Raw genomic sequence first — 14,069 nt, 5'->3', positions numbered from 1 at the left:
CCGATACCCACAGGGGTTAATCATGCTGTCTGTCCTTGCGCGCCAGCACCGCTTCGCACGTTTTTGCCATCGGCACGTAGATGAGCAAGGCAAACACAAGGTTCAATCCCACACTGGGTAAAATTCTCTCCGTCAACATCCACTGTACATCAACTGCTGTACCGGAAAACAATCGGAACAAGCTGTACAGCAGCCATTCGTGTCCGAACAGGATCACAGCCGCTGTCGCGACCACGACGGCGAAGCTGCGGTGAAACAACAGCAGCACGAGTCCGGCAAAGTAGCCGGCAACCATCATCGACAGCGTGTAAACGCCGATGACCTGACCGTACAGCACATCCTGCAAAAAACCGAAGCACATGCCGTAGAGAAGGCCTTCCCGCCGCCCGAGAAAGAGAGCGACCATGATGATGCTAACCAGCGCAAAGCGGGGAACCGTCACCACCGACAGGCCCCAAGCGGTCGGCGAGATCAGCTGCAAGACCGTCCCCTCCAACAGGAACAAAATCAGAATGGTAAGTGTCAGAACAAACCGGGGCATCAACGACCTCCCCCCGGACCAGCCGTATTGCTGCCCGAACCGCTGCCGGCGTCAGATGGAGGGGTTTGTCCCGAGGCATCTACTTGCGAGGAGGGAACCAGCTCTCCGCTCCCGGTCGTCACAAATGCCCGCTCCACTACCAAGACCTCGTTCAATTGGGAGAAGTCGGCGCTCGGCTTGATGTAGGCGGTCTGAGTCAGGCCGTAATCGCCCGGCTCGACTCTGACGACTTCCCCGATCAAGAGCCCTTTGGGAGTTACCCCGCCGAGTCCGGAAGTGACAACCTGCGCTTTTTCCTGGATTTTGGGGCCGAGCGGAATTTTCCGCATGATCAAAAGGTGTTCACGGGGATCGTACTCGTCGATGATCCCGTTTAGCTCCGGTTTGCCGAGAATCAGGGCAGAGATGTGATTGCTTCGGTTGGCCGCTGTCAACAATTCCACCGTCGAGGAAAAGTTCGCAACGCTCTTCACCCGGCCGACCAATCCGGATGAGGAAATCACTGCCATGTCTTTCTTGATTCCGTTCTTGCTCCCCTTGTCGATGGTAATGACATCGTTCCACTGTTCCATATTGCGGGCGACTACCTCAGCGACGCGAAACTCGTAGTTCTTCAACTGCGATTTGGCCTGAAGCAGCGCACGCAGGCGTTCATTTTCCGTCTCCAGCAGTTTAAGCTGGGCCGACATTTCTGCAAACTCGTCCAGGTTGGCTTTTAACTGGCGGTTTTCCTGATAAACGTTGTACGCATCTTCTACATCTTTTAAAAAACCAGAAAAAGCCTGGGCAGGGCGATAGAAAAAACCCTGCACCACGCTGAACGTATCCTTTAAAAATTTCTCTGGCCACGTCAGACTGGCCCGTTCCCGAGAGGTGAACCCGATCACCGAGATGAGCAGCACCAACCCGACGAGAAGTATAATTAGTCGCTTATTTCCGAAGAACGACATTCTTTCTGATCTCCTGTTTTTACCTTCCCCGCTTGATGCGAGACGAGGTTATTCCGTGTTTTGATTTGAAGAGGTGGATGTTTTCCAGGGCGCGGCCTGTCCCGATCGCTACGCAGTCGAGCGCATTTTCCGCGACGTGAACCGGCATCCCCGTCTCTTTGCTGAGCAGCCGGTCCATGAAGCGCAGCAGGGCGCCGCCGCCGGTCAGCACAATGCCGCGGTCCATGATATCGGCGGCCAATTCAGGCGGACTCTTCTCCAGCGTGATCTTCACCGCATCCACGATCGCTACCACGGTTTCCGAAAGGGCTTCGGCGATCTCCGTGCTGGTGACGGAAATCGTCTTCGGCAGACCGGAGACGAGGTCACGGCCGCGGATTTCCACGGATTCAGGTTCCTCCGGTGCCATCGCCGAACCGATCTCCATCTTGAGCCATTCGGAGGTGCGCTCCCCGATCATCAGGTTGTAGCGGCGTTTGATGTACTGGATGATCGCCTGGTCCATCTCGTCACCGGCCACGCGAATCGAGCGGCTGGTAACGATCCCCCCGAGGGAGATGATCGCCACTTCTGTCGTTCCTCCGCCGATGTCGACGACCATGCTTCCCGTCGGCTCCCAAACAGGCAGATCGGCACCGATCGCTGCGGCAAACGGCTCCTCAATGGTAAAGGCCTCCTTGGCGCCGGCTTGTTTGGTCGCATCTTCTACGGCACGCTTTTCCACCGCCGTAATCCCCGACGGCACGCAGACCATCACGCTGGGACGCCGAGAGAACATACCCTGATTTTTTTGCGCCTGGCGAATAAAATACCGCATCATCGTGGCGGTCGTATCAAAATCGGCAATGACACCGTCCTTCATCGGGCGAAGGGCCACGATGTTGCCCGGCGTCCGGCCAATCATGCTCTTCGCCGCATTTCCGACGGCTTCAATCGTATTGGTATCCGTGCGAATCGCCACCACCGAGGGCTCGCGAACGACGATTCCTTTTCCTTTTACATATACGAGGGTATTGGCAGTGCCGAGGTCAATCCCCAGATCACGCGAAAAACCGCCTAACATAAGAAAACTCCTTCCGTATTTGAAAACTTGGCCCAGGCCAAACCTCTGGCAAAACATTGCTGTCCGCTCGCCGCCAGTTGTGTGTATTAATGGAAATATCCTTGTTCCTTCAAGCTGACATAACGACCGTCACCGATGATGACGTGATCCAGCAGGGCGATGCCGATCAGATCGCCGGCTTCCCGTAAAGTCCGGGTGACCGCGATATCCTCGCGGCTCGGCGTCGGGTCGCCGCTGGGATGGTTATGTAGGCAAATAATAGAAGCGCTGCTGCGCTTGATCGCTTCCTTGAAAACTTCCCGAGGATGTACGATAGAGGCATCAAGACTTCCGACAAACACGGTCTGCTTGCCGATGACTTGATTTTTGGTGTTGAGGTAAAGGCAGACAAAATGTTCCTGTGTCAAATGCTGCATTTCCGGCATCATCAATTCTGCAACGTCACGGGGCAGGCGAATCGCGACCCGCCTCTTTTGGGGGCGCTGAACCAACCTCCGTCCCAACTCCAGTGCGGCGTGCAATTCAACCGCTTTTACCGGGCCGATCCCTTTGATCCGTCTCAATTCTTCATGCGACGCCTGGACGATCCCTTGCAAATCTCCAAATACGGAGAGCAGCCGCTGGGCAAGATCAAATGCCGTCTCCTTCTCCGAACCGGTCCGCAGCAGGATGGCAAGCAGTTCGGCATCAGCAAGCTGGCCTGCTCCTTTATGCAGCAGCCTCTCCCGCGGGCGTTCATACATAGGGACGTTTTTCATGCTCCATTTGTTGCAGGAAATAATTTCCATATCTCTCCGCTCCCTGTTATCATCATAACGGCATGTCAAATGAGAACAGTCTAGGATGCGGGTATCTGCCGCTTACAGAAGGCTTACGCCAAACCTGGCCAACAGCCGCGCCGTGAGATGCAAAGGCAGACCGACGACGGCAAAGTAATCTCCGACAATTCCCTCAACAATCGTAGAGCCGATGCCCTGAATAGCGTATGATCCTGCTTTGTCCATCGGCTCGCCGGTGGCGATATAGGCGCGGATCTCCCTATCTGTCATCGGTCGAATGTTTACTTTGGCAGCACTGTGCGATACCTCTGTGCGCCCTGTATCCGCCTCGACGACGGCAACTCCGCTGTACACCGTATGCTGCCTGCCCTGCAGGGATTGCAGCATGGCAAACGCGTGCTCTTCATCGCGAGGCTTCCCCAGGATCTCGCCATCCAAAAATACGATCGTATCCGAACCGATGACCAGTCCGAAATCGTTTTTCCCGGCAACTTCCCGGGCCTTTTTCAGTGCGAGGTACTCTACTACCTGGTCAGGCTGCATTTCAGGAGGCACGGTTTCATCGACGTTGCTGGCGATTACCGTAAATGGCAGCCCGATCGCTTCCAGGAGTTCCTTGCGTCTGGGTGATGTCGAGGCTAATATGATCGTTGCCGCACCCTGCTTTTGCATCTTGTTCACATCCTACTTCAATCTGCGATATGCCCAAAAACCAAGAGCCAGTCCTAACAATCTCGCTAAACTTAGTTTTACCTGAAAGTGTAAATCATACTGCAAAACGACCAAGTCCGCTGCCGGCGACCAAGAAATCACCTTGGTTACGTTTAAAAACGGCAAGTACGGTCCCAGCACTTCCCCCAAAATGCTGCCCAGGATCATGCCCAAAACGAGCAGAATCAGGAACTTCAGCGTCTCTTTTCCCTTCATTCTCCTCTTCCTTCAATTCCTCAGCTAAAGGTTGATCGTGCACTTCGTAACCAACACTTAGTGTAGCAAATGGAGGTGGGGAGGACAATCCTATACTACAAAAAGACAGACCCTCCTGCAATGTTTCTGCGAGAGGGTCTTTTTGCCAAAAAGCTATCCAAGCTGCCGGGTAACATTCAGGTAATTTTCATAATAGCGGAGGATTCCGCCTTGAGCCTGCCAGGCATAGGACTGCGCGTTGTCCGTCTTCGCCTTCGTCATCGCGGTAAACGCCTGATTGATGCCGTTTACCATCTCCGTGAAAAACGGCTTCCACTGCTCGGGAATCACCGCCTCGCAAGCCCGGCTCTCCTCGAGGAACCTCAGGTGAAGTTCCTTCACGTTTGCTTCTTCCTCCTGGGTGATTCGCTTTTGGCCCTGGCTGTCGTTTGCGACGCGGCTCGAGAGGACTGACAGATTCCGGGCCAATTCGCTTCCCGTTGCAAAAAACCGCTCCATGGGTTCAACGGCAGAGCCTTTGGCCAATGCTCCGGCGGCCTGGTTCGATTCCGACTGCATGACACCTGCGGGGAAGGCAAATTCCCTGACGTGCACTTCCAATTGCTTATTTTTCAGCGCAGAACCGAGTCCGAGAATGTCGTCGCGCGTCGGAGCTGTCGCGACAAAGACGTACTGATCTCCCTGATGTTCGTACAGGAGATGGGGCAATCCCTGCTTTTGCAGGCTGTCGACCGCGGCTTGGGCGTTCGCCTTGTCCTTGAATACGCCTACTTGTGCCATGTAAACCGAAAACTGCGGCAGGTGAAGGCTGGCTGGTGCATCGGCTGGATTTTCCGCGGCAGGCGCTGCGTTCACCGGCACGGTTGGATTGTCCACGGTCTTTTGGCCGGAAGGCGTGCCGGCCGGATTCGCGGCAGTCAAGGTCTGGAAGGTGCCGTCCAATACCATCTGGTACGTTTTTGTCACCTGCTCCTGCTGAAACACAGACATCGCTCCAAAGCCGAAGAGAAGCCCCAGCGTTACGGCGCTTGCTGCGGCTAAGAGCAGCGAGAATGGCGGTCTTTTTGACGGCCGCCAGCTTTCCCAGGAAAAACGCGGGGGATCATCCGCCGCCTGCCCGATTTGCCCGCTGTACGTCTCTTTCTCTTCCATGCTGCCCTCGTCCACCGCGACGTACTCCCGCTGCTCTGATGCCGGGACTTCCAGCTGCAGCTTCCTGAGGCGGGTAAATGCGTCCTCCGCCTTCGGCAGTCCGGGCTGCGGCCCGATCAGTTCGCCGCCTCTGTCCCCCGCAGGAAGCGTCCACCGCTTTGGCTCCGGGGCTGCAGATGTGTGAGCAGGAGCGGCCTGCTCCTCCGTTTGCTTTTGCCGCTCGGAAATATCCGCGCCATTCAATTTAATCGAAATCCGTCCGGTCCGTTTTGGCTCCAATCCCAAAACCTCCTCGCCTTAGAGCTCTAGTAGTACTAGCATACGAGGACAAACAGGAGGTTATGCCAATCACGCGGACAAAAAGTAGGGCATACACACTGCAAGAAAGGGGCTGCCTAGGTAAACGGCGAGCGAGCCTGCGGCAATGAAAGGGGCCATCGGCACTTCGATGCTTTTTCCCCTGCCTTCGACAGCGCAGCGGATGAGCCCGTACAGACAGCCAAGCCCGGCAGACAGCAAGACAGCCCAGGCAAACTTCGCCATGCCCAAAAAGAGTGCGACCACAGCGTACAGCTTTACATCCCCGCCTCCTATGCCGCCGGCGGGCAGCCTTGCCAGCAAAAGCAGCAGAACAAAACTGGCCGTCATCGCCATCAGGTGCAGCATGACGGTGCGATCAGCCGGGAAGAAGCAGCGCAGGAGAAAAAAGACCGCCCCATAAGGAACAATCACCCGGTTCTGGATCAGGCGAAAACGCAAATCGGTAACGCTGACGGTTGCCAGCATCGCGGCGAACAAAGCGCCCAAGAGCGCCTCCCGGCCGGGCCCGTATACGACGCCGATCCCCGCAAAGACACCGCCGGAGACAAGCGCTGTCAGCAGTATGAAAAGACCGCTCTTCTGGCGCTGCTCCTTGTCGCTGTCGCCTCCCGCGCTCATCGCCAGCCGGCAGCAGAAGGCGCCGGCGAGCAGGCCCAACAGAAAGAAAGCGAGCAGAAATTGGGAAGCCGGCATGCTATTCCCCCTTTTTAACCTGCAATCCGCGTGCAGTCCGCGGAGACATTATAGCCTTGCCGATGGCACAAAAAAAAACCGTGCAGCTTGCCCTTCTGCACGGTCTTCTCTCTTATGCGAGTTTCCCTAATTGTTCCACAAACCAATAGGCTGACTTCCAGATGTCGCCCGCCCCCATCGTAATCACCAGATCACCCGGGCGAAGGTGCCGGAGCAGATGTTCCTGCACTTCTTCCTTTGTCGGGATGTACTGGGCGCCCGGATGGCTGTTCGCGCGAATCTTCTCTACCAGCACTTGCGAATTGACGCCGTCAATTCTTTTTTCGCCGGCCGGAGAGTATATGTCCGTGATAATCACTTCATCCGCTTCCCGGAAAGCGCGGCTAAATTCTTCCATTAAAAAATAGGTTCGGGTATACCGTTGCGGCTGGAATACGCAGATGACCCTCCGTCCGGAAGCACGCGCACCCCCCAGGGTTGCCATGATCTCAGTCGGGTGATGGGCGTAGTCGTCCACCACCAGGACGCCGCTCGCTTCGCCGATGACTTGAAAACGACGCTTCGCCCCGCGAAACGTCTCCAGCGCTTTGGCGATCTGGGAAAAGGACAGACCGGTTCGCATACAGACGATGATCGCTGCCAGCGCATTGGCGACGTTGTGTTCGCCGGGAATATGCAGGACAAGCTCGCCCAAGCAGTTCTCTCCCGACCACACCTGGCAAGCGGTTCGCCGGTCTCCGCAGACTATATCTGTGGCGGTGTAGTCGGCGGCATTGGCCTTGTCAGGCTGAATCGCGTACGTCACCGCCTTGCCCGCCAGTTGCGGCACGAGCTCGCGGACATGCGGATCATCCACGCACAAGACCGCTGTGCCGTCCGGTTTCAGATGGCTCAAAAACTTGACATATGCCGCTTTCAGATTGGCGAATTGACCGTCAAAATGCTCGAGGTGGTCCGCCTCAATATTCGTCACAACAGCAACCTGGGGGCGGTATTCCAGAAACGACCCGTCGCTCTCATCCGCTTCGGCGATGACGTATTCGCTCTTCCCCGCCTTCGCGTTCGTCCCGGCATTCATTAATTCGCCGCCGATGATATACGTGGGGTCTACGCCGCACACCTCCAAAACGTGAGCAATCATCGAAGTAGTCGTAGTTTTGCCGTGCGCTCCGGCGACTGCCACCCCGGTTTTTTCATTTAACATCTTGGCCAGCATTTGTGAACGGTGCAATAGGGGAATCCCTTTTGCCTGTGCTTCGATTACTTCTGGGTTGTCTTTTGGGATACTAGTGGAATAGACCACGAGATCGGCACCGTTGACATTGGCAGGATCGTGACCCACCGTAATGAAAGCTCCCCGCGCTTGCAATTTTTGCGCTAAATCGTTCAAGGCGACGTCGGAGCCGGTCACTTTAAAGCCAAGGTCAATCAGGACGCGGGCGATGGCACTCATGCCATAGCCGCCGATGCCTACAAAGTGGACGTGATTTGTCTGATCCACCCTATTCACCTGCCTCTTCTATGGGAATGGGGAAGAAAGAGCGCACTTGTGCGATAAAGTAAAGCGATCCGCAGACGATGAACACATCATCCCGGTGCTTCGTCTCATGCTGCCAATGGCGGAGCAAGGAGCGCCAATCGGGCGCCTCTGTCACTCGATCGGCGGTCATCCCGGCCGTCAAAAAGGCATCTGTAAGCATACTTGGGGGAGCGGCGCGGTGAAACTCAAAGGACGTGACGTACACCCGCTCCAGGCGGCTGTCCAGCTGCTTCCAGGCAGCCGCCATGTCGGCGAGCGGTTTATCGGCCAGTGCGGCAATCAGCACGTGCAGCCTGGCCTCCTCAGGCAGCAGTGCTGATACGCTTTGGACCAAGGCCGTCATGCCCTCTCTGTTGTGTGCACCGTCCAACAGAATCAACGGGTGTTTTGCAACGACTTCTAGACGTCCCGGCCACCGAGTTTGTTGCAGTCCGCTCGAAATTTCTTCTTCTTCGATGAGGTAAGCGAAAAACTGGCGCAGCAAATCCAGCACCATTAAGGCAACGGCGGCATTTTTCAATTGATGCAGGCCCGGCAGGTGGAGGAGGTACTCGGATTCACCTCGCCGATGGCAGCTGCGGTAGCGAAAGGACTGCCCCTCCAATCCTTCGATCCGCTCTGTCTGCACGTGAAAATCCCGGCCCAGCTGATACAGGGTCGCCCGCTTTTCTTGAGCGATTCGTTCGATCTCAGCCAGTGCCTCTGTCCCTGTTTCGCCGGCCACGACGGGAACTCCCTGTTTGATGATCCCGGCTTTTTCCCGGGCAATGTCCGCAATCGTCGGACCGAGGACATCCGCATGGTCAGTCCCTACATTGGTAATCACCGAGACCAGCGGGTGGACGACATTGGTCGAATCCAGCCGTCCACCCAGGCCGGTTTCCCAAATCACTACCGCCGGACGCGCCACATGGGCAAAGTAGAGCAGGGCCATGACGGTAATCACTTCAAATTCGGTCGGCGATCCGTACTCCGTTTCGGCGCAGCATCGGTCAACGAGCGGTTTTATTTGATTGGCCAACGCAAGCAAATCCTCTTCCGAAATCATCTCGTTGTTATAACGGATCCGCTCGCGGAAATCAAGCAAGTACGGTGAAGTAAACATCCCAACGCTGTAGTTGGCTTCCCGCAGTACCTGGGAAAGCATCGCGCACGTGGATCCTTTGCCATTGGTCCCGGCCACGTGGACAAATGACAGGCGGCGCTCAGGATGCGAAAGCTGCTCCAGCATCCAGTTCATTCGCTCCAAACCCGGTCTCTGCCCAAAACGGAGCAGGCTGTGGATCCACTCTAGCGCCTCGTCATAGCTGGAAAACAATCGATGCCCCATTGTAAATTAACTCCATTCTCATAAATATGAACGTACATCCAGGTTCATACCTAAGCCTCTAGTTCGGCCAGCCGCGCAATCACTTTGTCGCGTTTATCGATGTAATCGGCCATTTTCACTTTCTCTTCCTCGATCACTTTGGCCGGGGCTTTGGCGATAAAACCGGGATTGTTCAGCTTCTTCTCGATGCGCTCTACTTCTCCTCGCAGCGTGGCAAGCTCTTTTTCCAGGCGCTTCCGCTCCTGGTCGAGGTCGATCAAACCGGCCAGCGGGAGGAACAGCTCCGCTCCTGTCACGACAGCAGACATCGCTTTTTCCGGCGCGTCCAGCTCCTGTTCGATCTCCAGTTTTTCCGGGTTGCAGAAGCGGACGAGGAACTCCTCTCCGCGCTTCAGCCGCTCCAGTGACACGGCATCGCCCGCTTTGATCAACAGCTCGATTTTCTTGGACATCGGCACGTTCACTTCAGCGCGGATGTTGCGGACGCTGCGGATGACATCCATCAAGAGGGTCATCTCCGCTTCTGCCTCAGGGAAGCTTCGTCCCTCATCTGCCTGCGGCCACGGAGCGACCGTGATGCTGTCGCCTTCGTGGGGCAGCGCCTGCCAAATTTCCTCGGTAATAAACGGCATGAACGGGTGCAGCAGGCGCAGCGTCTGGTCGAGGACCGTGACGAGCACGGATTGCGTCGTCCGCTTGGCCGCTGCGTCGGTGCCGTAGAGCGGCAGCTTGGCCATTTCGATATACCAGTCGCACAGATCGTCCCAGATGAAGTTGTACAAGACCCGGCCCGCTTCGCCGAATTCATATGCGTCCATCAGGCGGGTAACATCGCTGATCGTCGATTGCAGCCGGGTAAAAATCCACTTGTCAGGCGTAGAAAGCTCTCCCGACAAATCGATGTCCTGGTGAGTAAATCCTTGCAGATTCATCAGGGCAAAGCGCGAAGCATTCCAGATTTTATTGGCGAAGTTGCGGTTGGACTCCACCTTCTCCCAGTAAAAGCGCTGATCATTTCCCGGGGAGTTGCCGGTCGCCAGCGTAAAGCGAAGCGCGTCAGCCCCGTACTTTTCGATCACTTCCATCGGATCGACGCCATTGCCGAGCGACTTGGACATCTTTCGGCCCTCCGAATCGCGGATGATGCCGTGAATCAGCACCGTGTCAAACGGCTTTTGCCCGGTAAATTCCAGGCCGCTGAAGATCATTCTCGCCACCCAGAAGAAGATGATATCGTAGCCCGTAACCAGCACATTGGTCGGATAAAAGTACTTCAGGTCCTCTGTCTCATCCGGCCAGCCAAGCGTGGAGAGGGGCCAAAGCGCCGAGCTGAACCAGGTGTCCAATACGTCTTCATCCTGTTTCAGGTTGTGGCCGTGGCAGTTCGGGCACTCGCTGACGTCCGTTCGCGACACGATCTCGCTGCCGCAGTCGCCGCAATACCAAGCAGGAATCCGGTGTCCCCACCAAAGCTGCCGAGAGATGCACCAGTCGCGGATGTTCTCGATCCAGCGCAGGTAGGTATTCTTAAAGCGTTCGGGCACGAACTTGACGCCCTCGTCGCTGGCAGCGTTGGCTAATGCGGCATCGGCCAGCGGCTGCATTTTGACAAACCACTGGGTGGACAGGTACGGTTCTACGACCGCATCGCTGCGTTCGCTGTGGCCAACCTGGTGAATGTGTTCTTCAATCTTGAACATCACGCCCTGCTCGGTCAGATCGCGTATGATCTGCTTGCGGCAGGCAAAGCGGTCAAGCCCCTGGTAAGCCCCGGCGTTTTCATTCATCGTGCCCGTCTCATCCATGACGATAATCTGCGGGAGATTGTGGCGCAGGCCCAGCTCAAAGTCGTTCGGGTCGTGCGCCGGCGTAATTTTCACGGCACCGGAACCGAATTCGGGATCGACGTAGTCGTCCGCCACGATCGGAATTTCACGGCCGACAATTGGCAGGATGACCGTCTTGCCGACGAGGTGCCGGTAGCGGTCGTCGTCCGGGTGCACAGCGACGGCGGTATCACCCAGCATTGTCTCCGGACGGGTGGTGGCAACCTCGATGAAGCCGGTGCCGTCCGCGAGTGGATATCGCATGTGGTGCAGGGCGCCTTTTACTTCTTTGTAGATGACTTCGATGTCGGACAGAGCCGTGCGGGCCGCCGGATCCCAGTTGATAATCCGATTGCCGCGGTAGATCAGCCCTTTTTCGTACAAGCGGACAAACACTTCACGAACGGCGCGGGAAAGCCCCTCATCCATGGTAAACCGCTCGCGGGAATAATCGAGTGCCAGTCCCAGTTTTTCCCATTGTTCACGAATATGCTGGGCGTAGACATGCTTCCACTCCCAGACCTTCTCCAGGAATTTTTCCCGTCCCAGGTCGTGGCGGGAAATCCCTTCTTCCCGCAGATTGGCTTCCACTTTCGTCTGAGTGGCAATGCCGGCGTGGTCCATCCCCGGCAAAAAGAGAGCACTGTAGCCCTGCATGCGCTTGGCCCGAGTGATGATGTCCTGCAAGGTGGTGTCAAGAGCGTGTCCGAGGTGAAGCTTTCCCGTCACGTTGGGAGGCGGGATCACGATCGTAAACGGAACTTTGTCCGGGTCGCGTTCTGCCTGAAAAAAGTTATTTTGGATCCAGTACGGATACCATTTCGCCTCAGCCGCCTTAGGGTCGTAGTTTTTTGGCAGCTGTTGGTCATGTGAATCGGATTGGGCTTGCATAACGTTCCTCCTTATTAAAATAATAAAAACTCCTCTCATCCAAAGGACGAAAGGAGTTATTCCGCGGTACCACCTTTGTTAGTGCAGCAGACAGCCAAAAACCGACCCTGTTGCACTCACTTTTACCTGATAACGGCTGTACACCGCCCCCGGCTACTCATGAGTTCGCCGGAGCTGCTCACAGGCGACCTTCGACTCATCACACCTTAGAGAATCTCGCAGCAATTGATTCTCCCTCTCTGACAAGGGGTAAAAGTCTACTCTTCCCGTTCATCGCATCTCTTCTATGCATCGTTTTCTCTACGATATTATAAGCGACACTCCCGGCTTCGTCAATTTTTACCGCTCATATCCGCAGGTGCTTACTTTGACTCCGAGCGCTTCGACGAAGCCAAGCACCCGCAATATATCAAGAATATCCTCCTGGACATTCACGATCTCTACGTGCTTTCCGCTGGCCAGCAGTTCTTTGGTGGTGTAGAACAGATTGCCGATCCCCGACGAATCTACGAACGTCACCCCTTGGAAATCGAGGATGACGGATTGCTTCCGTTGTCCTACCTCGCGGATCAGATTGCCTAGTTTCTCGCCGACAGCCATGTCAAGTTCTCCTTTAATTGTAACCAATGCCTGCTTTTCACTCTCCTGCACTTGATAGTTCATCACTTGATCTCCTTTCACCTCAACTTAAATTAGCTGATCTCTCTTTTTCTGCTTCTTTCAAAATTGTGTGTATCAAGTTTCTGAACAATCCAAAGTAACACTTTTAACCTGATGTATAGTTCAATTCCCCGAAAAGAGGTTGTTAAAACGTTCCCCTCCGTTCGGTTGCGGTGTGTACGGTCCGAATTTATCCCAGAAGAAGCTCTAAAACGAGTTTTGTCCCTTGCTGAGTCGAGTTTATCATTAATTTATCGGCATATTGCAGCATGACGTGAAATCCGGCACCAAGCGATGCCCGGGTGGAAAAACCGTGGACCAGAGCGGCTTTTGGCAGATCGGCGAGAGAGATGCCCTGTCCCTTGTCAAAAACGACTGCACGGCACACCCGCTCCGCTTCATTGATGTAAATCTCCACGCTTCCGCTTTGTCCGTGTGTCAGCGTATTGGTCGCCGCCTCATTGACCGCGACCACAAAATGGAGCAGCTTTTTCGACGGGAGCCCAAACGGACCAAGCAGATCGCGCAGTACTTTCCGCAAGTGAGCCAGATCCGCCGGGTGCTGCATGTGGACGGTGCCGTACTTCTTGCTGGAGCGAATCAGCTCGTACAATTGCTCGTCCTGCAAAAGCATCAGCTTTTCGCCGGTGACGACGGACAGGATGTCTTTGTACAGCTGCCATTCCTGCTGTTTTCGGATGCGCTCGGCGAGAATCGCCTCCGTCACGTCGATGATCGCTATGCCGCAGGAACGGTCTGACATCGGCACGATGTGGGTATCGAAGACCTTGTTGAACTGTTCGGAAAAAAGCTGTTCCCGGATCGGATTTCCGCTGGCTACGGAATCTTTGCAGAGCCGTTTCAGCTGGTCCCAATTGGCGCCGCCAAGCGGGATGTCACCCAGTGAACGAAACTGCCCTTTGTCCCAGACGAACATGTAGATGTCGTGAATTTGCCGAAGGATCGAAAGCTTGTCCAATTCGCGCTTGACCGCTTCCAGCTGTTTTTTGTTCAGCCCGGACGCCCGCTCCAGTATGGCCGCCGGCTCCAGTTCGTGGGTCAGGTGCCAGTGTTGAAACTCCTCCAGCAAAAGCCGCTCTAAAACCTCTTCCTTGCGCAGTACCTTTTCGATGTCGAGAACCATGTAACAGGAATCGCGCGGAGCGGAAACGGTCGAGCCGATTATGCGAAAATCGGTGGCCAAATCCACTTCGTAGCGGTCGTTTTCAAGCGGCTCTATCGACGCGATGCCAATGGCCAGACGGCTGACTGCCCTCAATTCGCCCGAAACGCGCTCTCCCGTCGACAGACGAAGCAGTGAAACGGGGCGAGGAGGAAGCACTTTGTATGCCATATCTCCACAGTTAAGAAGATCCAAGCATCTGCGGCAGGACGG

The 14,069-nt window shown here is 55.6% G+C and carries 13 protein-coding genes and 1 other annotated feature; all 13 genes read right to left on the bottom strand.

Annotated elements, in window-relative coordinates; translation table 11 throughout:
• Window positions 1-16 precede the first annotated feature (16 nt).
• The 13 genes from mreD to ACI7RC_RS09620 all read right to left on the bottom strand — a co-directional run bounded on the left by mreD (window position 17) and on the right by ACI7RC_RS09620 (window position 14,027).
• Window positions 17-541, bottom strand: coding sequence for a rod shape-determining protein MreD (mreD, locus tag ACI7RC_RS09680; protein WP_408108039.1), 525 nt, complete (start codon window positions 539-541; stop codon window positions 17-19).
• Entirely contained in the window at window positions 541-1,491 is a 951-nt protein-coding gene (mreC, locus tag ACI7RC_RS09675; protein WP_408108038.1) for a rod shape-determining protein MreC, read from the bottom strand. Before mreC ends, mreD begins: the two co-directional genes overlap by 1 nt.
• 19 nt (window positions 1,492-1,510) lie before the next feature.
• On the bottom strand, window positions 1,511-2,554 hold the full coding sequence (locus ACI7RC_RS09670; protein ID WP_408108037.1) for a rod shape-determining protein: 1,044 nt from the start codon (window positions 2,552-2,554) through the stop codon (window positions 1,511-1,513).
• Window positions 2,555-2,640: 86 nt separating this feature from the next.
• The gene (gene radC / locus ACI7RC_RS09665) at window positions 2,641-3,342 is read right to left on the bottom strand and encodes a RadC family protein (RefSeq protein ID WP_408108036.1); all 702 of its coding nucleotides are present in this window, start codon (window positions 3,340-3,342) and stop codon (window positions 2,641-2,643) included.
• A 72-nt stretch (window positions 3,343-3,414) separates the two neighbouring features.
• Window positions 3,415-4,005, bottom strand: a complete 591-nt coding sequence (locus ACI7RC_RS09660) for a Maf family protein (protein ID WP_408108035.1) — start codon at window positions 4,003-4,005, stop codon at window positions 3,415-3,417.
• A 12-nt stretch (window positions 4,006-4,017) separates the two neighbouring features.
• Entirely contained in the window at window positions 4,018-4,260 is a 243-nt protein-coding gene (locus ACI7RC_RS09655) for a DUF4321 domain-containing protein (RefSeq protein ID WP_408108034.1), read from the bottom strand.
• 153 nt (window positions 4,261-4,413) lie between these two features.
• Entirely contained in the window at window positions 4,414-5,691 is a 1,278-nt protein-coding gene (locus tag ACI7RC_RS09650) for an SPOR domain-containing protein (RefSeq protein ID WP_408108033.1), read from the bottom strand.
• Between the two features lie 69 nt (window positions 5,692-5,760).
• On the bottom strand, window positions 5,761-6,426 hold the full coding sequence (locus ACI7RC_RS09645; protein WP_408108032.1) for a prepilin peptidase: 666 nt from the start codon (window positions 6,424-6,426) through the stop codon (window positions 5,761-5,763).
• Window positions 6,427-6,538: 112 nt separating this feature from the next.
• Window positions 6,539-7,927, bottom strand: a complete 1,389-nt coding sequence (gene murC / locus ACI7RC_RS09640) for a UDP-N-acetylmuramate--L-alanine ligase (RefSeq protein ID WP_408108031.1) — start codon at window positions 7,925-7,927, stop codon at window positions 6,539-6,541.
• Window position 7,928: 1 nt separating this feature from the next.
• Complete coding sequence (locus tag ACI7RC_RS09635; RefSeq protein ID WP_408108030.1) at window positions 7,929-9,296, bottom strand: bifunctional folylpolyglutamate synthase/dihydrofolate synthase; 1,368 nt, start codon at window positions 9,294-9,296, stop codon at window positions 7,929-7,931.
• A 50-nt stretch (window positions 9,297-9,346) separates the two neighbouring features.
• Window positions 9,347-12,013, bottom strand: a complete 2,667-nt coding sequence (locus tag ACI7RC_RS09630; RefSeq protein WP_408108029.1) for a valine--tRNA ligase — start codon at window positions 12,011-12,013, stop codon at window positions 9,347-9,349.
• A 39-nt stretch (window positions 12,014-12,052) separates the two neighbouring features.
• Window positions 12,053-12,296 (bottom strand) — a binding site (T-box leader).
• Between the two features lie 56 nt (window positions 12,297-12,352).
• Complete coding sequence (locus ACI7RC_RS09625) at window positions 12,353-12,676, bottom strand: STAS domain-containing protein (RefSeq protein ID WP_408108028.1); 324 nt, start codon at window positions 12,674-12,676, stop codon at window positions 12,353-12,355.
• Window positions 12,677-12,863: 187 nt separating this feature from the next.
• Complete coding sequence (locus tag ACI7RC_RS09620; protein WP_408108027.1) at window positions 12,864-14,027, bottom strand: ATP-binding protein; 1,164 nt, start codon at window positions 14,025-14,027, stop codon at window positions 12,864-12,866.
• Window positions 14,028-14,069 lie beyond the last annotated feature (42 nt).

The organism is Brevibacillus sp. B_LB10_24, assembly GCF_046036945.1.
In the GTDB taxonomy this organism is placed as follows: domain Bacteria; phylum Bacillota; class Bacilli; order Brevibacillales; family Brevibacillaceae; genus Brevibacillus_C.
Note: the sequence above shows the minus strand (reverse complement) of the source record. Positions and strands in the feature narration are given on the sequence as shown.